The 19,019-nt window shown below is 70.0% G+C and carries 17 protein-coding genes; 3 read left to right on the top strand and 14 right to left on the bottom strand.

What is annotated here, in order from left to right:
* Window positions 1-245: 245 nt before the first annotated feature.
* From ACEWX3_RS27660 to ACEWX3_RS27615, 10 genes are all read right to left on the bottom strand, one after another.
* Complete coding sequence (locus tag ACEWX3_RS27660; RefSeq protein WP_221350673.1) at window positions 246-584, bottom strand: YbaB/EbfC family nucleoid-associated protein; 339 nt, start codon at window positions 582-584, stop codon at window positions 246-248.
* On the bottom strand, window positions 581-2,176 hold the full coding sequence (locus tag ACEWX3_RS27655) for an ESX-1 secretion-associated protein (RefSeq protein WP_374158300.1): 1,596 nt from the start codon (window positions 2,174-2,176) through the stop codon (window positions 581-583). The genes ACEWX3_RS27660 and ACEWX3_RS27655 overlap by 4 nt, the downstream gene beginning before the upstream one ends.
* A gap of 25 nt (window positions 2,177-2,201) precedes the next feature.
* Complete coding sequence (gene eccE, locus ACEWX3_RS27650) at window positions 2,202-3,599, bottom strand: type VII secretion protein EccE (RefSeq protein ID WP_374158299.1); 1,398 nt, start codon at window positions 3,597-3,599, stop codon at window positions 2,202-2,204.
* Window positions 3,596-4,942 (bottom strand): type VII secretion-associated serine protease mycosin, encoded by a 1,347-nt coding sequence (gene mycP / locus ACEWX3_RS27645; protein ID WP_374158298.1) that lies wholly within the window; start codon window positions 4,940-4,942, stop codon window positions 3,596-3,598. Before mycP ends, eccE begins: the two co-directional genes overlap by 4 nt.
* Window positions 4,943-5,155: 213 nt before the next feature.
* Window positions 5,156-5,545: a type II toxin-antitoxin system VapC family toxin gene (locus tag ACEWX3_RS27640; RefSeq protein ID WP_374158297.1), complete on the bottom strand. Its 390-nt coding sequence runs from the start codon at window positions 5,543-5,545 to the stop codon at window positions 5,156-5,158.
* On the bottom strand, window positions 5,542-5,787 hold the full coding sequence (locus ACEWX3_RS27635) for a type II toxin-antitoxin system Phd/YefM family antitoxin (RefSeq protein WP_374158296.1): 246 nt from the start codon (window positions 5,785-5,787) through the stop codon (window positions 5,542-5,544). Before ACEWX3_RS27635 ends, ACEWX3_RS27640 begins: the two co-directional genes overlap by 4 nt.
* Before the next feature lie 87 nt (window positions 5,788-5,874).
* The gene (locus ACEWX3_RS27630; protein ID WP_152514905.1) at window positions 5,875-6,132 is read right to left on the bottom strand and encodes an HPr family phosphocarrier protein; all 258 of its coding nucleotides are present in this window, start codon (window positions 6,130-6,132) and stop codon (window positions 5,875-5,877) included.
* A 60-nt stretch (window positions 6,133-6,192) separates the two neighbouring features.
* Entirely contained in the window at window positions 6,193-8,193 is a 2,001-nt protein-coding gene (locus ACEWX3_RS27625; RefSeq protein WP_374158295.1) for a fructose-specific PTS transporter subunit EIIC, read from the bottom strand.
* 24 nt (window positions 8,194-8,217) lie between these two features.
* Window positions 8,218-9,195, bottom strand: a complete 978-nt coding sequence (locus ACEWX3_RS27620; RefSeq protein WP_207068824.1) for a 1-phosphofructokinase family hexose kinase — start codon at window positions 9,193-9,195, stop codon at window positions 8,218-8,220.
* On the bottom strand, window positions 9,192-9,971 hold the full coding sequence (locus tag ACEWX3_RS27615; RefSeq protein WP_374158294.1) for a DeoR/GlpR family DNA-binding transcription regulator: 780 nt from the start codon (window positions 9,969-9,971) through the stop codon (window positions 9,192-9,194). The genes ACEWX3_RS27620 and ACEWX3_RS27615 overlap by 4 nt, the downstream gene beginning before the upstream one ends.
* Before the next feature lie 102 nt (window positions 9,972-10,073).
* Here ACEWX3_RS27615 and ptsP point away from each other — a divergent pair, with 102 nt between their 5' ends.
* Complete coding sequence (ptsP, locus tag ACEWX3_RS27610; protein ID WP_374158293.1) at window positions 10,074-11,771, top strand: phosphoenolpyruvate--protein phosphotransferase; 1,698 nt, start codon at window positions 10,074-10,076, stop codon at window positions 11,769-11,771.
* A gap of 167 nt (window positions 11,772-11,938) precedes the next feature.
* On the opposite strand, the gene ACEWX3_RS27605 is transcribed toward ptsP, so the two are convergent.
* Together ACEWX3_RS27605 and ACEWX3_RS27600 are read right to left on the bottom strand one after the other, a co-directional pair.
* Window positions 11,939-12,196: a hypothetical protein gene (locus ACEWX3_RS27605; RefSeq protein ID WP_374158292.1), complete on the bottom strand. Its 258-nt coding sequence runs from the start codon at window positions 12,194-12,196 to the stop codon at window positions 11,939-11,941.
* Window positions 12,197-12,258: 62 nt separating this feature from the next.
* A complete protein-coding gene (locus ACEWX3_RS27600) occupies window positions 12,259-12,414 on the bottom strand; it encodes a hypothetical protein (RefSeq protein WP_152519433.1) in 156 nt (51 codons plus the stop codon).
* 111 nt (window positions 12,415-12,525) lie between these two features.
* Between ACEWX3_RS27600 and ACEWX3_RS27595 the strand changes: the two genes are divergently transcribed.
* Entirely contained in the window at window positions 12,526-14,268 is a 1,743-nt protein-coding gene (locus tag ACEWX3_RS27595) for an FAD-dependent oxidoreductase (protein ID WP_374158291.1), read from the top strand.
* A gap of 88 nt (window positions 14,269-14,356) precedes the next feature.
* Here the strand turns inward: ACEWX3_RS27595 and ACEWX3_RS27590 are convergent, their stop codons facing one another.
* The gene (locus ACEWX3_RS27590; RefSeq protein WP_283605044.1) at window positions 14,357-14,716 is read right to left on the bottom strand and encodes a hypothetical protein; all 360 of its coding nucleotides are present in this window, start codon (window positions 14,714-14,716) and stop codon (window positions 14,357-14,359) included.
* Window positions 14,717-14,908: 192 nt separating this feature from the next.
* Window positions 14,909-17,695: a LuxR C-terminal-related transcriptional regulator gene (locus tag ACEWX3_RS27585; RefSeq protein ID WP_374158290.1), complete on the bottom strand. Its 2,787-nt coding sequence runs from the start codon at window positions 17,693-17,695 to the stop codon at window positions 14,909-14,911.
* Window positions 17,696-17,829: 134 nt separating this feature from the next.
* Here ACEWX3_RS27585 and ACEWX3_RS27580 point away from each other — a divergent pair, with 134 nt between their 5' ends.
* Window positions 17,830-18,975 carry a DUF5995 family protein gene (locus ACEWX3_RS27580; protein WP_374158289.1) on the top strand — a complete coding sequence of 382 codons (1,146 nt, stop codon included), beginning with the start codon at window positions 17,830-17,832 and terminating at the stop codon, window positions 18,973-18,975.
* Window positions 18,976-19,019 lie beyond the last annotated feature (44 nt).

The raw sequence follows: 19,019 nt of genomic DNA, 5'->3' as shown, positions 1-19,019 counted from the left end.
TCCCGCCGCGCTGCGGTGACGGTTCCCACGGAGGCTGCGGACCCCACGCGGGAGGCTGCTGACCAGGCCCGGGCGGCGGTGGCGGCCATGGGCCCGGAGGCGGCGTCGTCACTTGAACTGCCCCCTGTCACGCCTGACCATCCGATTCCTCCCAGATCAGCCGCACGGAGCACGCGCGGCATGGCTCAAACAAGCTTACGAGAGGCTCGAGACCACCCGGGACACCGATTTGAGGCGAGACGCCTCTACGACTCGCTCGGCATCTCCGCCGTGATCTCGGCGACCACCGCATCGATGCGCTCCCGATCGGCATCGATCGAGGCAGACGCAGCCTCGTTGGCCTTCTGCAGCGCTTCGTTCACCCGCTGCTCCACGACTTCGGCACCCAGCCGCAGCAGCCCGTCCTGGATGTAGACATCGGTGAGCAGATGGTGCCCGTTCAGCGTCACCTCGACGGTCTCGGTCTCATCCGAGGCGGTGAAAGTCTCGTTGGCCATCTTGTCCAGCTGCTCGTCCATCAACGACTGCAGCCGCTTCGCCTGCCGCAACACAGCCGCCACCTCGGGGTGCATGTCGTCGGTCATTGCGACTCCCTCTTCGACTCATCCGGTCCGCGGCGTCGCGGCCGATGCCCGATCACCGGCTCGGTGTGCGGCCGCTCCTCGGTGTAAATCTCTTCATCCTCCGACAATTGAGGGTTGCGTTTTTTGTCACCGCTCTCGCCGCCGCGCGCCCCGCCCATCATCGGAGCCATACCCCCCATGCCGCCGCCGGCCGTCCCACCGCCTGACGATCCGCCCGGCGCTGTTGTCGAGGAACCCGCCGCAGTGACCGGCGTCGGGGCGACTGTCTCGGCACCCACCGCCGGCTGCAGTGGCGACGACGGCATCCCACCGCCGCCTGCTCCGCCACCAGAGCCGCCACCGCCAGCCGCGGCAGGCCGCAGGCTCGGATCGGTGGGCAGCTTCGGATCTCCCTTGCCCAGCCCCGGCATTCTTGAGGGCGCTCCGCTCGGCGCGCCCCCGCTGGGCGCCCCACCGGGCGAGCCGCCCTGCCCACCGCCTGGCGACCCTCCTCCTTGGGGGGAGCCCTGCGACGCGGCCTGACCGGCCTGCTCGGCCGCGGACATCGGCGACACCGGGGCTTCCTGCGGCATCCCCTCGGGTGGCGCCTGCCCGGCGCCGCCGGGCTGCCCACCACCGGCGCCGGCACCCGCCTGGCGCGCATCAGCGGCATCCGGGGCGGGCCGTCTGGCACGTCGGTGATCCTCCGCGGTCACCGGGGTTCCGGTCACCACCGGGCTCGGCGGGTCATCCGGCTCGACCTGACGGGTCTGAGCACCGGCCGCATACGAGGTCCGGATCTCCTCGGACGACGCTTGAAGCTCGGCCATGCGCTCAAGGTTCGCCATCACCTGCGGGGTCAGCGGCTTGCCCATGGTCTGCTCTTCGAGCCGCTTGTACTCCTCGGCGATCGGCTGGTGTGCGGTGCGGGCCTTGTCGTGCTCAGAGGCGATCCGGTCGGCCTCGTCGGCCAGGTTCTTCCACGATTCGGCGAGGCTGACCAACCAGTCCCGGTAGGCGTTGAACTTCCCGTAGGCCGCGTCGGCGGCCTCCCCCTCCCAGTCAAGGCTGTTCACCTCGAACGCCTCTGCCGACGTCGCCAGCGACTGCCCGTTGGCCCGCCACATTGCTGCCGCCGCACGCAACGACTCGCCGTCGTCGCCGGCGTCCAGTGCGACCTCGGCCGCGCTGACGTCCATGAACCCCTGATCAGAGGCCAACTGCCCCTTGGGGATCGGCATCGCCTCAGGCGACGGCAGTGCCGGGATGTCCACGGGCTTCGGGTAGACCGTCGCACCGGGACCGGCCGGAGCGGGGCCGCCGATCGTACTGTCGATGTCCTCACCGGACATCTCATCGATCTGGGCGTAGGCGTCGCCGACATTGCGCAGCGTCTGCGCCAACCGCTCACCTTCCTTTTGTCCGTACGCCTGCCGAGCCCACAGACCGTCGGCGTTGACTTGCAGGTTCGTCACAGCAACGCTGGCGATGACAAGCGCATCAGCCGATATCAGCGGCGGCTGGGCGGCCTGGCTCGGCCACGACAACGCGTCAATCTGGGCGGCCTTGCCGTGCAGATCCTGTGGATCGACCTGCAGTTCCTCACCGCTCATGTGTGTCCCCCGACCTCACGAGTCCTCAGCTCTCCAGAACCATTTGGTAGCGGCTCTCCTCACGCGGATTGATCAGCCGGATCGGCAGCTGCTTGTGCCGCGGAGTGGCGATGTAGTTCTGCCGTAACATCACCTGCCCCACCCCGGCATGCGCCCCGAGATAGGTGGTGGAGTGCGGCCAGACCACCTTGGGCACCTGGCCGACCCGTGCGTTGATGTAGCCGGCGAACTCGCGGAACTGCGGTGCCAGCGTGACGACCGCACCGGCCGCCGCGCTGCGCACGACGAACTGCGTGAACAACCGCGCATCACCGAGGTTGATGCTGACGTCGACGTCGTCGAACGGCATGTACACCGGGTAGCGGTCGGCGGTCTCTCCGACGAGCACGCCGGCCGAGCCCACCGGCAACTCGTAGTGCCGATCGGTCACGGGGCTCTCGCCGAGCAGCGCCGCGCGTTGTCCGCCGTAAAGGCACGAAAACCCGCGCGGGGTCGACGGATTGGACAGCGTCGTCAACAGGACCGTCGCGGTGGGTGCTGCACCGGGAGCGACGCGCACTCGCGTCAACGTGTGGTCGGCGCGCGCTGACCACCACACATCGGGACCGCCCGGCGCGACATAGGCTGCGGTGAACGTGCTGCGCCCCTTGATCATCGACCATGTCTCGCGTTCGAAACTGATCTCGGTGGCCCGGTCGTAGTCGTCGAAGCTCCGCGCTGGCCGCGCGTCGACGCCGTGGCTGGCCAGATGGTCGGCGATGCGTGTCGTCGACGCGACCAGGTACTGCGCCAACCCCGACAACCCGGCGTCGCGGCGCAACGCCGACCTGCGAGTCCGCTCCGGATCGGCACGCAGCACGATCCAGGTGCGACGGTTAGCCGGAGCCGGGTAGGGGCCCACGACCTGCTCGTAGAGCGCCACCAACGCTGCGGGCGCGGTCTTCCCGACGCGATAGCCGGACGACACCACGTCGGCTTCCAGGTCCGGGCAGTAGGCGCTGAGCAACTCCTCGACGAACCGGGTGTGCACGACGTCGTCGGTGAACGCCTCCCCGTTGACGATCACCGTGGGGGTGAAGGGCCGCGGAATCAGCTCGATGGCCGACACCAGGTGATCACCCTGCCAGCGCAACGCCACGTGATCGCCGGGGACGACCGTCGCCCCGACGGCGGGCTCCGACGGGGTTGCCGGGGGTTGGCGGTGCCGGCGCCGCCACGCGAACAGTGCCGCCACCCAGCCGGTGAGTCGACGTCCGCGGACCGTGACCACCGCCGCCAGTCCGATGATGACCGCCAGCGTGATGCCCAGCCACAGCATGTCCATCTCGGCGAACACCAGCACACACGCCGGGATCAGCACGGCCGCCCACAGCGCGTGGCCAGTGGTGAAGCGCAACCCGAACAGAGCCAGGAACCGGTTCATCGGCGCCTCAACGCCCGTCGTGCCAACGCCCCGACCCCCAGCGCCAGAGCCACCCCACCACCCACGACGACCACCCAGGTGATGGGAGCGCGGTCCGGCGGTGGCACATAGGCCGGCGGCGGAACTTCGTTGACCTGGTATGGAATCCGCTCCGGCCCAGCCGGGACATCCCAGGTGAGCGCCGCCACCGGATCGATCACGCCGGCGCCCACCACGTTGTTCACCCCGCCTCCGGGATGACGCGCGGTGGCGGTGATGCGGTTGATGATCTGCGCCGGCGTGTACTCGGGGAACCGCTGCCGCAGCAACGCTGCCAGCCCCGAGACATAGGCCGCCGAGAAGGAGGTGCCGCTGATCGGGATGGGACCGTCCTCCCCCTGCAGCGCGTTCACCGGATTGCCGTCGTAGCCGAGGGCCACCAGGTTCTCGCCCGGCGCGGCGGCCCCGACCCACGGGCCGTGCATCGAGAATCCGCTGGGCTGGCCGTTGGGGGCGATCGCCCCGACGCTCAACACGAGCGGTGAATACCAGGCCGGCGAGACGATCAACTGCACCTGCTGCCAGCCCCGAGGGTCGGCGGGGACGGCCGGATCGGGTGGCGGGTTCTGCGTGCAGTCGCCACCGGTGTTGCCCGCCGCGGCGACGACCACCGCCCCCTTGACGTTGACGGCGAAGTTGATCGCCGCGCCGACCGCCCGCTCGTCGATGCGCCGGGTCGGCTTGTAACACGCCGCTTCGCTGATGTTGATGACCTGCGCGCCCAGGTTGGCGGCGTGCACGATGGCGCGAGCCAGGCTGCGCAGAGAGCCCGCAGTCTGGGTGGTGTTGGGGTTGTTGGGGTCGGTGCGCGCGCCGACGGGCGAGAAGCTGTCAGAGGTCTGGCGCAGCGACAGGATGCGCGCGTCCGGCGCGACGCCGACGAACGCATCGGTCGGGGCCGGGCGTCCCGCGATGACCGATGCCGTCAACGTGCCATGTGCGTCGCAGTCCGACATGCCGGTTCCGGCCGCGTCAACGAAGTCGCCGCCGGGTTCGGCCGGTACCCGCGGCGACCCGTTCACCCCGGTATCGATCACCGCAACGGTGACGCCGGCGCCGGTGGCGAACTTCTGCGCTTCGGCCAGTCTCAGGTAGTCACTGGCCCACGGCTGGTCGGCGAAGTTCGAGTCCGGGAACACGGTCGGAGCCGCACAGATGCGGCGTTGCTCCATGGGCTGGTCCGGGCCGGTCTCGTCAGGTGGTACCGCCCCGGCATCGATGACGGGCGGCTCGATCGCGCCCGCGGGTGGAGCCAGCAACAGGACCATCGCCACTGCGGCGACCAGCGCACCTATTCGGCGCACGCGGCGTCACCCCCCGATTCACCCGACCGGCGCCCATTGCTCTGGTGCGCCACCAGCAAACTCGCCACCCAGCCGCGGGTGGCATTGAAACTGGTGTCGAGGGTACGTGGCGTGGGCACCAGGAAATCTTATGGGGCCCGCGCGGGGGGTCGTTCCGCTTTCTGTGCCGGGTGCACGGCTACCCCGGCGACCGGCCCGTCGGTGGAGGCGCAGTCACATCTCCAACGTCGGGGTCAGCGCAGCGGCACGGATCTTCGCATCGCGCGTGGCGACGGTGAGATTTCGTCGGAGGGCTTGCGCCACGATCATCCGATCGAACGGGTCGCGGTGATCCCAGGCAAGTCTCCCGGCGAGGATAGCGTCCTCGGAATCGATAGGGAGATCCGCGACCCGCATGGCCTCCAGCTGTCGATTCCAGGACGCCAACAACGTCGCGCCGTCGAGCCGGCCCAGACGCGTCTTGATGGAAACTTCCCAGGCCGAGGCGGCACTCACCCAGACCGAGGTCGCCGGATCGGCCAGCTGGTCGAGTGCTGCGGAACTGAGGGTTGCGGGCTTGCTGATCAGCCACAGCAGAACGTGCGTGTCCAACAGCACATTCACGTCGTCAAGACGCCTTCCCACGACGCGAGTTCGGATTCTGGTAGAGGCTCGTCGAAGTCTGCTGGGACCTTGAGACTCGGCAGTTGGCCGAATCGCCTAGGCGACGGATGAGCCGGAACCAAGTGTGCGACCTCGCGGCCATGGTTGGTGATGATCACCGTTTTCCCGGTTCGCTCGACTTCGGCCAAGAGCGCGTTCAACCGGTTCTTGGCCTCGGTGCTGGACACCTTCTCGGAAGCCATGGTGACGAGACTAACCCGAAATGGGCCAGTCGCGCTAGCGCAAATAGCGTGAATGTTCAGCTGGCCCTCCGGCCGGCCGCGCGCCCCCTACGCGTCGAGGTCCTTCTCTACCAGGTCGGCGACGGTGTTCATGGCGCCCTCGTCCTCGGATTCCACGGTGACTTCGGCGCCCTTGCCGGCGCCCAGCGTCATGATCATCAACGCCGAGCCGGCGTCGACGGGCTCACCGCCGTCCATCGACAGGGTCACGGGCACTCCGGCGTTGACGACGGCCTCGGCGATGATCGCGGCGGGGCGGGCGTGCAGGCCGATGGCCGAGCCGACGACGACGTTCTTGCTGGGCATGGATTCTCCTTTGTGTGGTGGTGAAACTTTGTGTGGTGGTGACGCGAGGTCGGGTAGAGATCAGGCGTTGACGAGTTCGGGCTCGGACTTGTCCGCGGGCTTGATGAACTGCTTGGCGACGATCACCGAGGCCGCGGCGGCGGCCATGCCGGCCAGGATCGCGATGACGAAGCCGATCTTGTTCTCGATGGCGAACAGCACGAAGATGCCGCCGTGCGGGGCGCGCGAGGTGGCGCCGAACGCCATCGACAGACCTCCGGTGACGGCGCCGCCGATCATCATCGACGGGATCACCCGCAGCGGGTCGGCGGCAGCGAACGGGATGGCGCCCTCGGAGATGAACGAGGCACCCAGCAGCCAGGCCGCGCGGCCGTTCTCCCGCTCCGGCTCGCTGAACAGCTTGGGCCGCAACACGGTGGCCAGCGCCATCGCCAGCGGCGGCACCATGCCCGCCGACATCACCGCGGCCATGATCTCGAACGAGGCGGTGGTGGAGGCGGCCAGCCCGGCGGTGGCGAACGCGTAGGCCGCCTTGTTCACCGGGCCGCCCAGGTCGAAGCACATCATCAGGCCGAGGATGATGCCGAGGAAGATCGCCGACGTGCCGGACAGTCCGTTGAGCCAGTCGGTGAGGCTGGTGTTCACCCAGGCCAGCGGGCGGCCGACGAAGAAGAACATGATCAGACCGACGGCCAGCGAGGCGAACAGCGGCACGATCACCACCGGCATCAGACCCCGGAACCATTGCGGCACCTTCAGATTGCTGATCCACAGCGCCGCGAAACCGGCGATCACACCGCCGACGATGCCGCCGATGAAGCCGCCGCCGATGAACACCGCCAGCGCGCCGGCGGTGAAACCCGGTGCGATACCGGGCCGGTCGGCGATCGCGAACGAGATGTAGCCGGCAAGCGCGGGCACCAGGAAGCCGAACGCCAGCCCGCCGAGCGCGAACAGCACCGCGCCCAGGTACTGCAGGAAGCCACCCGGGGGCAAATCGGTCAGCGAGTTGTTCAGCGCGATGTCGTTGCCGGTGTCGGCGATCTCGTAGCCGCCGAACAGGAAGCCCAGCGCGATCAGCAGACCGCCGGCGGCGACGAACGGGATCATGTAGCTGACACCGGTCAGCAGGATCTGGCGGGTGCGGGTGCCCCAGCCGACCTTACCGGCGGGCGCCCCTGCGGTGCCGGCGTCGGCGCCGGAGCCCTCGACCTTGGCGGCGTTCGGATTGTCCGCGGCGGCAACGGCTTCGGCGACCATCTTGGCCGGCTCGTTGATGGCGCGCTTGACACCGGAAGCCACGACGGGCTTGCCGGCGAAGCGGCCCTTGTCCTTGACGCCGACGTCGGTGGCGAAGATGACGGCGTCGGCGCCCGCGATGACGTCGGCGGGCAGCGGGGTGCTGCCCGAGGAGCCCTGCGTCTCGACGGTCAGCTCGACCCCGGCCTCCTTGGCCGCGGCGGCCAGCGCGTCGGCGGCCATGTAGGTGTGCGCGATGCCGGTCGGGCACGCGGTGATCGCGACCAGATGCTTGGCCCGCTTCTGCTCGGCGGGCTTGTCGGCGGCAGCGGGCGTCGACTCGGCAGCCGGCTTCGGATTCACGACACCGTCGACCAGCTCGACCACCTCGTCGGCGCTGCCGGCGTTGCGCAGCGACTCCACGAAGTCCTTGCGCACCAGCGCCCGCGCCAGCGCGGTCAGCAGCTTCATGTGGTCCTGGCCGCCCGACTCGGGCGCGGCGATCAGGAATGCCAGATCAGCCGGGCCGTCCGGGGCGCCGAAGTCGACCTTGGGGGACAGCCGGGCGAAACCGATGGTCGGGGTGTCGACGTAGGGGGAGCGGCAGTGCGGGATCGCGATGCCGCCGGGCAGCCCGGTGGCCGACTGCTCCTCGCGGGCCATCGCGGCGCCGATCAGGCCGTCGGGGTCGGAGGTGCGTCCGGCGTCGGCCAGCGCGCCGACGAGCTTGGCGATCGCGGCCTGCTTGTCGCCCTCGACGTCGGTGTCGAGCAGCACCAGATCACGGGTGATGATCGGGGGTGAGGTGGTGGAGCTGGTCATGGGAACTACTCTCGTCTCTCGGGGTCAGCGGGTGGCGGGAATCGGTGAGATCGGCGCAACCTGAACGGCATTCAGATCGACCTGGGCGGGGGTGGGCAACGTGGTGCCCGGCAGCGCGGCGGCGGCGCTGCCGTAGGCGACGGCCATCTGCAGCCGCTGGGGCGGGACGGCGCCACCGACTTCGGCGCGCACGTACCCGGCCAGCGACGAATCACCGGCGCCGACGGTGCTGCGCGGCGTGATGGGCGGCGGGGTGGCCAGCCAGGCGCCGTTGCGGTCGACCAGCACCGCGCCGGCCGCGCCGAGCGTGGCCAGCACCGCGCCGATGCCGCGGTCGATCAGTTGGCGGGCGGCGGCCACCACGGGTTCCGGATCGCCCTGGGCCACAGCGTCTTCCAGTGAGTCCGCGGGCAGGCCCAGCACGCTGGCCAGCTCCTCGCCGTTGGGTTTGATCAGGTCCGGGGCGCCTCGGTCCAGCGACTCGCACAGCGCGGCCAGCGGCGCGTCGGAGGTGTCGACGGCGATGCGGCAGCGGTGTCCCGCGAGCTGGGCGACGACGTCGCCGTACCAGGAGACCGGCATCCCCGGCGGCAACGACCCCGACATCACCACCCAGTCCGCGCCGTCGGCGGCGGCCAGCACGGCGTCGGTCAGCGCGGTGACCGTCGCCGCGTCCAGCGTCGCGCCCGGCTCGTTGACCTTGGTGGTGGTTCCGTCGGGTTCGGTGATCGTCAGATTGATGCGCGCCGGCTCCAGCGTCGGGACCACCTGGAACGGGACGGCGATGGCCTGCAGCGCGGTGATCAGCGGGTCGTTGGCCGCGGCGGGCAGCACCGCCAGCGTGTCGACGCCGGCCAGGGTCAGCGCGCGGGCGACGTTGACACCCTTGCCGCCGGCCTGGTTGGTGACCGAGGTGACCCGGTGCACGGCGCCGCGGGTCAGCTGCGCGGGCAGCGTGACCGTGCGGTCGATGCTCGGGTTGGGGGTGACGGTGACGATCACGGAGTTCCTCCTGCGCAGATGACTTCGACGCCCTGTTCGGTCAGCTCCCGGCTGGCCTCGGCGCTGATCTCGGGATCGGTGATGAGGGTGTCCACACACGAGATGGGGGCGAAGCTGACGAGATCTTCGCGACCCACCTTCGACGAGTCGGCGGCGACGACGACGTAGTTGGCGGCGCGCACCATGGCCCGTTTGACGGCGGCCTCGTCGCTGTCGGGGGTGGACAGGCCGTGACGCACGCTGATGCCGTTGGTGCCGATGAACGCGATGTCGACGCGCAGCGTGTCCAGGACTCGCAGCGCCTGCTCGCCGACGGCGGCCTGCGTGACCCCGCGCACCCGTCCGCCCAGCAGCTGCAGCGCCACGGTCGGCATGGTGGCCAGCCGCGCGGCGATCGGCACCGAGTTGGTGACCACGACCAGGGACCGGTCGGTGGGCACCTGCGCGGCGATCCGCATGGTGGTGGTGCCGGCGTCGAGCAGCACGCTCGCCCCGGACAGCGGGAAGAACTCGGCGGCCGCCGCGGCGATGGCGTCCTTGTACTCGGCTCGGGTGACGTCGCGTTCCCCGACGCCCGGCTCGACCAGGTGCAGCGCACGGACCGGCACGGCGCCGCCGTGCACCCGCCGGACGATGCCCGCCTTGTCCAGCACGGCGAGGTCGCGGCGCACGGTCTCGGTGGTGACGTCGTAGGCCTGCGCCAGCTCGGTGACCGAGGCGCGGCCCTTGGCCATCACCAGCGAGGCGATCGCCTGCTGCCGTTCCTCGGGGTACATGGGACTCCGTTTATGTGGTAATCGATCCGTTTGTCTGTGGATATCTTTGGTTTTACTCCTGAACGTGTTGACTTGTCAACGGTTTCTTGTAACCTGGTTCACATGACTGCGACGTCTTCGCCTACATCACCGAGCGCGGCCGGCACCGTCCTGCACGGGGTGCCCGTCGTGGCCGGAGTCCAGTACGCACCCGTGATCCGTCCCGGCGCCCCGCCGGATCTGAGCGCCGACACCACCGCCGAGCTCGCCGAGGGGGAGCGGGCCGACGAAGTGCAGCGCTTCACCGACGCCGCCGCCACCGTGGCCACCCGGCTGCGCGAACGCGCCGGCAACGCCAGCGGCGCCGCCTCGGAGGTGCTGGCCGCGACGGCCACGCTGGCCCAGGACCGCGGCTGGCTGGGCGCGGCGGAGAAGCGCATCAAAGACGGTGCGCCGGCGGTCGGCGCGGTCAACGCCGCCATCGACCAGTTCGTGGAGATGTTCACCAAGATGGGCGGGCTGATGGCAGAGCGGGTCACCGACCTGCGCGACATCCGCTCGCGCGTCGTCGCCCAGCTCAAAGGACTGCCCGAACCCGGCGTCCCGGTGCCCGACGAACCGTCGATCCTGTGCGCCGAAGACCTCGCCCCCGCCGACACCGCCGGCCTGGACCCGGCGCTGGTCGTCGCGCTGGCCACCACGCTGGGCGGGCCCACCAGCCACACCGCCATCATCGCCCGCCAGCTCGGCATCCCCTGTGTCGTCGCGGTCACCGGCCTCGACGACGTCGCCTCCGGGACGATGGTCATGGTCGACGGCACGCTGGGCACCGTCACCGTCGCGCCCGAGGAATCCGCGGCGCGCGATGCCGTTGCCGCAGCGGAGCAGGCCGCCGCCGAGGCCGCGAACTGGTCCGGCCCGGGCACCACCGCCGACGGGCACGCCGTCGCGGTGCTGGCCAACGTGCAGGACGGCGCGGCCGCGCGCTCAGCGCGAGAGACCCCGGCCGAGGGCGTCGGGCTGTTCCGCACCGAACTGTGCTTCCTCAACACCGACACCGAGCCGACCGTCGACGAACAGGCCACCATCTACGCCGAGGTGCTCGAGGCATTCGACGGCAAGAAGGTCGTGGTGCGCACCCTCGACGCCGGCTCGGACAAGCCGCTGAAGTTCGCCGGGCACCCCGACGAGGCCAACCCGGCGCTCGGGGTGCGCGGTATCCGCATCGCCGAGAACAACCCGAACCTGCTCGCTCATCAGCTCGACGCGATCGCCGAGGCGGCCGGCCGCACCGGAAACCAGCCGTGGGTGATGGCCCCGATGATCGCCACCGCGGACGAGGCGGAACGGTTCGCGGCCAAGTGCCGGGAACGGGGGCTGACGCCGGGGGTCATGATCGAGGTGCCCGCGGCGGCGCTGCTGGCCGAGAAGATCCTCGAGCACGTCGACTTCCTGTCCATCGGCACCAACGACCTGGCGCAGTACACGATGGCGGCCGATCGGATGTCGGCCGATCTGGCCACGCTGACCGACCCGTGGCAGCCGGCTGTGCTGGCTTTGGTGGCGATGACGATCCGCGCGGGTCAGGCAGCCGGTAAGCCGGTGGGGGTGTGCGGTGAAGCCGCCGCGGACCCGCTGCTGGCCTGCGTGCTGACCGGGATGGGTGTCACGTCGCTGTCTGCGGCTGCGGCGGCGGTGCGCGGGGTGGGCGCCAAGCTCGCCCAGGTCACGCTGAAGCAGTGTTCCGAGGCGGCCGAAGCGGTGTTGGCCACGGGCAGCGCCGCCGATGCGCGGGCCGCGGCCCTGGCGGTACTGGGATAACCGGGCGACGCCGGGTCAGACCCGCTGGGTCGAACCGGTCTCGAGGAGCAGGGGTCCGCGAGAGTGCTCCCTCGGTCGTGAAAACTCCCTGGCCACTACAGGGAATACACGTTCGCGCCCCTGGGAATAGACGTTCGCGGCCCTCGCGCTGTGCCGGCGACGCTCGCTCAGACGGTCCAGCCGGTCGCTTGCGGCCAGTTCTCGACATCGCGGCCGTCGCACCGCAGCGTCACGAAGTCGTATCCGGCCTCGGCGGCCCGGCCCGTCGTGTCGGCGAAGACACGACGGGCCTCCTCCTCAGCGCCTCGGGTCACAGTGACCTCTTCGACGCCTTGGGCGGGGTCGCCGCGGTCGAGCAGTGTGGCGGCCGCGACCTCCCACTGCAGGCTTTTCTCAGATGGTTCGTGCGCTCCGGAAATCGTCATCTCCTCCTTCATGCGGGGTGTACCCGGCGAGGAGGGCGACTACCGGAGGGTTCTCGGCTGGGTCAGAACCAGACTTTTCGGCCACCGACCGGCTTGCCGACGGCGCCGAGGATCCACAGCACCACACCGACGACGACGAGGATGCCGCCGATCGTGGTCAGGATCGACAGGCTGGTGAAGTAGCCGATCAGTAGAAGGATGATGCCCAGGATGATCACGGTTGCTCCAGGTCTGTTGTTTGGATGGTGACTGTCGGCGCACGAATTACCTCTCACGTCAGTTCCCAAACACAGTCAGCGGCGCCGCGCCACGCTGGATAGGGTTGATCGGTGACGACAGTGGCCGTCCTGGGTGGGGGCGTCGGCGGACTGAGCGCGGCACACGAGCTGGCCGAACGCGGGTTCGACGTGACGGTGTACGAGACGCGCGACGCGTTCGGCGGGAAGGCGCGGTCGATGCCGGTGCCGGGGTCGGGCACCGACGGACGGGTGGATCTGCCCGGCGAACACGGCTTCCGGTTCTTCCCCGGTTTCTACCGCCACGTGACCGACACCATGAAGCGCATCCCCAGCGGCACCGCCACCGTGTACGACCATCTCACCCGGTGCAGTGAGGTGCTGATGGCCCAGGGCGGTGGGCGCTCGGAGATCGTCACCCCGCTGGGCATTCCCCGCTCGTTCGACGAGCTCGTCACCGGGTTGCGCGGCCTGCGGGAGATCGTCTTCGACGCCGGCGTCCCGCTGCCGGAGTTCGCGTTCTTCGTCGACCGCGTCCTGACGTTCATGACCGCGTGCGACGAACGCCGCCTGAGTCAGTTCGAGGCGATGAGCTGGTGGGATTTCGTTGCCGCCGAGGGTAAGTCGCCGGCCTACCAGAAGTTCCTGGCCACCGGCATGACCCGCACGCTGGTGGCGGCCAAGGCCGAGGACATGTCCGCGCGCACCGGCGGGGCGATCCTGTCCCAGCTGATCTACGACATGCTGCAACTCAACAGCCGCGTCGACAACGTGCTCGACGCACCCACCAGCGAAGTGTGGATCGATCCGTGGCTCGAGCATCTGCGCGGCCTGGGCGTCACGCTGCGGCCGGGTTGCGAGGTCTCGGGCATCCACTGCCGGGGCCGCCGGCTGACCGGCGTCACCGTGACCACCGCCGACGGTCCCGAGGAGGTCTTCGCCGACTATTACCTCGCCGCGCTGCCGGTGGAGCGCCTGCGCGAGCTGGTGTCCCCGGCGATGCGGGCGGCCGACCCGGCGCTGGCCCGGATGTTCGGGCTGCGCTGGGACTGGATGACCGGCGTGATGTTCTACCTGGACACCGATGTGCCGCTGGAGCACGGCCACGCCATCTTCATCGACTCCGAATGGGCGCTGACCGCGATCTCGCAACGCCAGTTCTGGCCGGCGGTGGATCTGGAACAGCGCGGTGACGGGCGGGTTGAGGGCATCCTGTCGGTCGACGTCTCGGCGTGGGATGTGCCGGGGCGGGTCACCGGCAAGGTCGCCAAAGCGTGCACCAAGGACGAGATCAGGCAGGAGGTGTGGGCGCAGCTGGTCGACCACATCGACGACGGCTCGCTGACCGAGTCCAACGTCGTGACGTGGTTCCTGGACCCGGCGATCGAATTCCCCAACCCCGGTGAGGCCACCAACGCCGAACCGTTGCTGATCAACACCGCCGGGTCGTGGGCGAACCGCCCGGACGCCGGTACCGCCATCGGAAACCTTTTCCTCGCCGCCGATTTCGTACGCACCCACACCGACCTGGCCACCATGGAGGGCGCCAACGAAGCCGCGCGGGCCGCCGTCAACGGCATCCTCGACGCGCTCGGCTCCGACCAGCCACGCTGTGACGTGCACCCGCTCGAGGAGCCGTGGGTGCTGTGGCCGTTCCGTCAGCTCGACCGGCTGCGTTGGAAACTGGGCCGCGACGTGGCGCGGCCGCCGTTCCGGCTGACCGACGCGGGCACGCTGGAACCGACCAGTGCGATCGCGCGCGCCGCGCTACGGGTGTTGCGCCGACGGTCGAACCGGCCGATGCTGGTCGAACCCGCTGGGCGCCAGCGGTCCTGACGCGGGGCGGAGGGCCTGCCTGGCGAGGATGCTGGTTGTTCAGGCCACAGCAGCCACGACTTACTTCGACCGTCACCGCGCGGCTCTGTCACCTCGACCGTGACCGTGGGGTTGCTCTTCGCGCTTCCTCGTCGAGCCGGCTGCGCGCGTCGTCCCAGCGGGGTGGGAGGTGCGTTCCGCCGAGTGGCCAGAAGACGAATACAGATCCCTTGGTCCGCGTGCGGAAGCGCGTCATGACGTCCAGGTGAGGCTGCTGCGCCACAGCTGAGTCGAGCGCGTCGCGGTCGTTCCACGCCGAGAGAGTGTAGAAGGTCTTGGCGAATGGCTTGGCGATCAACGAAACGCCGACAACTCCCGGCGACCTGAGCATCTGCCGACGAATCCGCAAGGCCGCCAACAGGAACGGGATGACATCGCGCCATCGGCCCAACTGGAAGCGAGAGGCCATCACCACCACCTCGTCGCGTAGCGACGCGGATCTCGTCGGTTGCGTCCACGGAAGTGTCGGCATAAGCACGTCCCCTTGTTTGGTCAGATCGACCCTTGCATCCCAATAGTGACATGTCAATAGTGGAATGTGCAGCTGGATGTCTTCCCGCCGTCAAGGAACCGCCACGCTGCTGATCGAATCCTCGGCGCGTCAGCGGACGTCGTCGATGCGGCGGCCGAGCTCGGCGCGGGAGCGGATGCCCAGCTTGCGGTACACCCGACTGAGGTTGGACTCCACCGTCTTCGGGCTGATGAACAACGCCGACGCGATGTCGCGGTTGGTCATCCCGGTGGCCGCCAGCTCGGCGACCCGCTGCTCGGTCGGCGACAGCTGCGCCGCGCCGGACCGTCTGACGTTGGTACGGGCCAGCTCGTGGCGCACCCGCTCGACCCACAGCTGCGCACCCATGGCCTCGAAGCAGGCCAGCGCCTCGGCCAGCGTCGCCGACGCCGACTCCTTGGCCTTCTGTCGTCGCTGCAGCTGCCCCAGCAGCAGCTGCGTGCGGGCCCGTTCGAACGGCATCGGCACGCGATCGTGGGCGGCCATCGCCGCCCGCGCGGAATCCAGCGCGTCATCCAGCGACCCCCGCGCGGCCAGGACCATCGCGCGGCACCGGTTACCAGTGGCCAACATCCAGGCCCGGTCGAACCGCTGTCCCTGGGACAGCAGCAGTGTGCACAGCTGCTCGGCCTCGTCTAGGCGGTTCAGCGACACCAACGCCTCGGCGGCGTCCGGCAGGAACCAGCCCTGCATCAGCTCGATGCCCGGGACGCGTGGCAACCGATCGACCAGGGGTTGCAGCGCCTCGATCGCGGCGTCGAAGTCGCGGCGGGACACCGCGAGGAACCCGGCCGTCATGAGCGCCCAGTCGGCCATCCGCACCGAACCCGACTTCTGCACGGCTTCCAGCACGGCGGCGCAATCCCCTTCGGCCACCGCCTGCTGCCCCCGGTAGGCGGCCACCGCGGCACGCACCGTCAACGGGATGACGTCGACGTGTTCGCCGCCGAGCTGCTGGGCCCGGTGCACCGCCTCCTCGGCCTGCAGCGCGGCCTGCCCGAGATCCCCGCTCCACAGCGCGATCAACGCGCTGTAGGACTCGACGGCCATCATGTTCCGGTCGTCACCGCGCTGCAGGCAGTGCCGGCGGACGGCGTCGATCTGCGTGCGCGCGGCGTCCAGGTCGCCGGTCCAGGCCGACAGCAGCGCCTGCACGAAGCCGGCCCGCGACGGTGAGGGCACGTCGTCGTCGGGTTCCTCGAGGGCCAGTGCGCGCTGCAGCGCCTTCTCGTCGACGCCGTGGCCGTGGATGAACGCCGTGTGCACCCACATCGTCTGCGCCTGCGAAATCAGCGACGGCATCCCGAGTTCTTCGGCGACCGACACGGCGCGGCGCGCGGTGGCCATCATCTCCTCCACCCACCCCGTGTCGTCGGTCCCGTCGGCGAAGGCGCCCATGCCCCGCGCGAACGTCAGCGAAATCAGCGTCTGCACCAACACCGGCGGTGCGTCGGCGGCGTCCTCGGCGGCCTGGTTGAGCAGCTCGGCCGCGCGGGTGAAGTGGTTGTCGTAGATGTGCACCGCGGCAAGCAGATTCAACGCGATCGCGCGCAGCCACCCGGGCCGCAGCTGCTCGAGCACCTCGTCGAGCAGCGCGCGGGCGCGGGCAGCGTCACCGGCCTGGAAATGGTCGCCGGCGGCGCGCACCCGGCGCATCGGCTTGTCCCCGCCCAAGCCGATCGCGAGCTCGAGCAGCTCGGCCGCGGCCGCCGGGGCGCCACGCTCGCGGGCGCTCTGCGCGGCCGCGTCGAGAGCCGCCAGGGTGGCCTCGTCGGACGTGGTGGCGGCCAGCGCAAGGTGGCGGGCGCGCAGCTCCGGTGCCTGCTCGACAGCGGCCAGGGCGCGGTGCGCCGCACGCCGCCGGGCCGCCGTGGCCTCGGCGTAGGTGCCGCGGGCCAGCAGCGGATGGGTGAACCCGACGCGGTTGCCGTCGATGGCGACCACACCGTCGATTTCGACGTCCTCGAGCAGCTCGACGATGCGCCCGGCCGTGGCACCGGCCGCCCGGGCCAGCAGGTCCACCGTCGCGGCCGACACGCAGGACAGCATCAGGAGCACCTCGGCGGTGTCACCGCGGTAGCGGCCGGTCCGCTCGCGCACCACCTCGGCCAGCGTGGGGGGCAGCGCGGGTTGGGCGGACGGCTCCCTTCTGCCGTCGAGCACGCGCGCGAGCTCGATCGCATAGAACGGGTTGCCGCCACTGATCTCGGCGATACGGACCAGTTCGGCGCGCGGGAAGCCGTGCCCGAACCGGTCGACCAGCACGCTGTGCAACGCGCCGATCGACAACGGCTGCAAGCGCATCCGCGTCACATCGTCGGGCAGCGACAGATCCAGCCATGCCGTGGCGGTCAGCCCGTCGGTGTCGCGGCGCTCGGTGGCCAGCACGCCGACACGGCCCCGCAGCCGGCGGGTGGCGAATGCCAGCACCGCCCTGCTCGACGGGTCCAGCCACTGGGTGTCGTCGATAGCCAGGATGGTCGGCGCGCTCGCGGCCGCCGCCTCGACGAGTGTGGCGAACGCGGCCGCGGTCACCCGCTGGTCGGTCACGGGCCCGTCGCCCCCGGCGCGGAACAGCACCCGGTCGATCGCAAGCCGCTGCAGATCGGGCAGCTGGGCGATCACGTCGGCGTCCACGTCGGCGAGCAGGTCCGCCACCGCCGCGTAGGCCAGCACTGACTCGGCCTGACCGACACGTGCCGTCAGAACCCGGAAACCGCTCTGCCGGACCGCGGTGATGGCGGCCAGCCAGGCGGTTGTTTTGCCGATACCGGCCTCGCCGTCGAAAACCAGTGCGGCAGGACCACGTTGCACGGCTGTCACGAAATCGGTGACCGCCTGGTGTTGCGGTTGATGTCCCGCCCCCTGGCTGGTCACCGCAGCATCATCGCAGCCTGCGGTGTGGTCTGCTTCCTGTACGGCGAAACTGTTTGCCGAAATCGCGGCGCCCGGCACGGTTGTGTCCGAGCGTGATAGAACGACGAAGACTGGCCCGGCGGGGGGGAGTGCAGATGAACGGCGACGGGGTGCAGGCCGTGCGCGGCGACACCGAGGTCGCGCTGAGGGAGCTCTGCGACCTGGTGGACGCGGCCCTCGACGAGTCGCAGGCAGGGCTCGACGGGCTGACCGAGGTTGCCGCAGGCCTGAAGGCGGTGTACATCGCCGCGGTCGGGGCCGCGGAGCTGGCGCGGGTGCGCACCGAGGACATCCTGGCCACTCTGGCGCCGGCGCCGGCCGAGACGGCCGCCGTCGACGCGTCGCTGCTGACCGAGCGGGGCGCCTGGACTCTGGAGAGAATGCGGCGGCGCAACTCGGTGGCACCGTCGGCGGTGGCGCCGCCGACACCGGGGCCGGCCCCGTCGGCGTTGCCCGCGGCCAAGCTGCCCTACCTGGAGACGGCCCGCACGGTCGACGACGTGATCGCGCGGTTCGACCAGATCATCGACTGGGCCATCGAATTCGGCACGAGCCTCGGGGGCCTCGGGTACTTCGCCACCGTGTACCGGCGGGCCACCGTCGCCATCCGGGAGAAGATCCGCGCCGGAGACTACTTCGACGACAATGCGCGCATGGCGCGCTTCGACGTCATCTTCGCCCAGCGGTACTTCGACGCGCTCAACGCGTTCTTCCATCCCCGCGACTACCAGGCGCCCAGCCACGTCTGGCAGTGGTCTTTCGACGGACACGAACACGACGCGCCGATCCTGTTGCAGCACATGCTGACCGCGGTGAACTCCCACGTGAATCTGGATCTGGGCATCGCGGCGATGCTGGCCGCCGAGGGGGATCTGGCGTCGCTGGAAGACGACTTCGACCGGATCAACATGCTGCTGGCCGACGAGGTGTCGATCTTCCTGGACACCGCCGGGCAACTCTCGCCGCGCGTCACGGTGCTGCGCCGGCTGGTGCCCTGCCAGGACCGTGCGCTGAACCTGCTGCTGCGCGTCTTCCGCAACCTGGCCTGGTCGTTCGCCAACCAGCTCGACGCGCACGAGAAACGGCGCCCCGACGACATCGCCGTGCACGACGCGTGGGCCGGGGTCCTGGGCTCCTACTACCTGCACACCACCGAGACGATCGACCGGCTGGTGCGATGGATCGCCGACAAGGAGAGTCGCGACGTGGCCTACAACGTGCGGGTGCTGGCCGGGCGTTGATCGGGCGACCGTGCACGTGAGGTCCGAGCGGCGGACAAGGGCCC

The sequence above is a fragment of the Mycobacterium sp. G7A2 genome (assembly GCF_041902445.1).
Lineage (GTDB): Bacteria > Actinomycetota > Actinomycetes > Mycobacteriales > Mycobacteriaceae > Mycobacterium.
The sequence above is the reverse complement of the archived record's forward strand: the minus strand, read 5'-3'. Positions and strand labels throughout refer to the sequence as shown.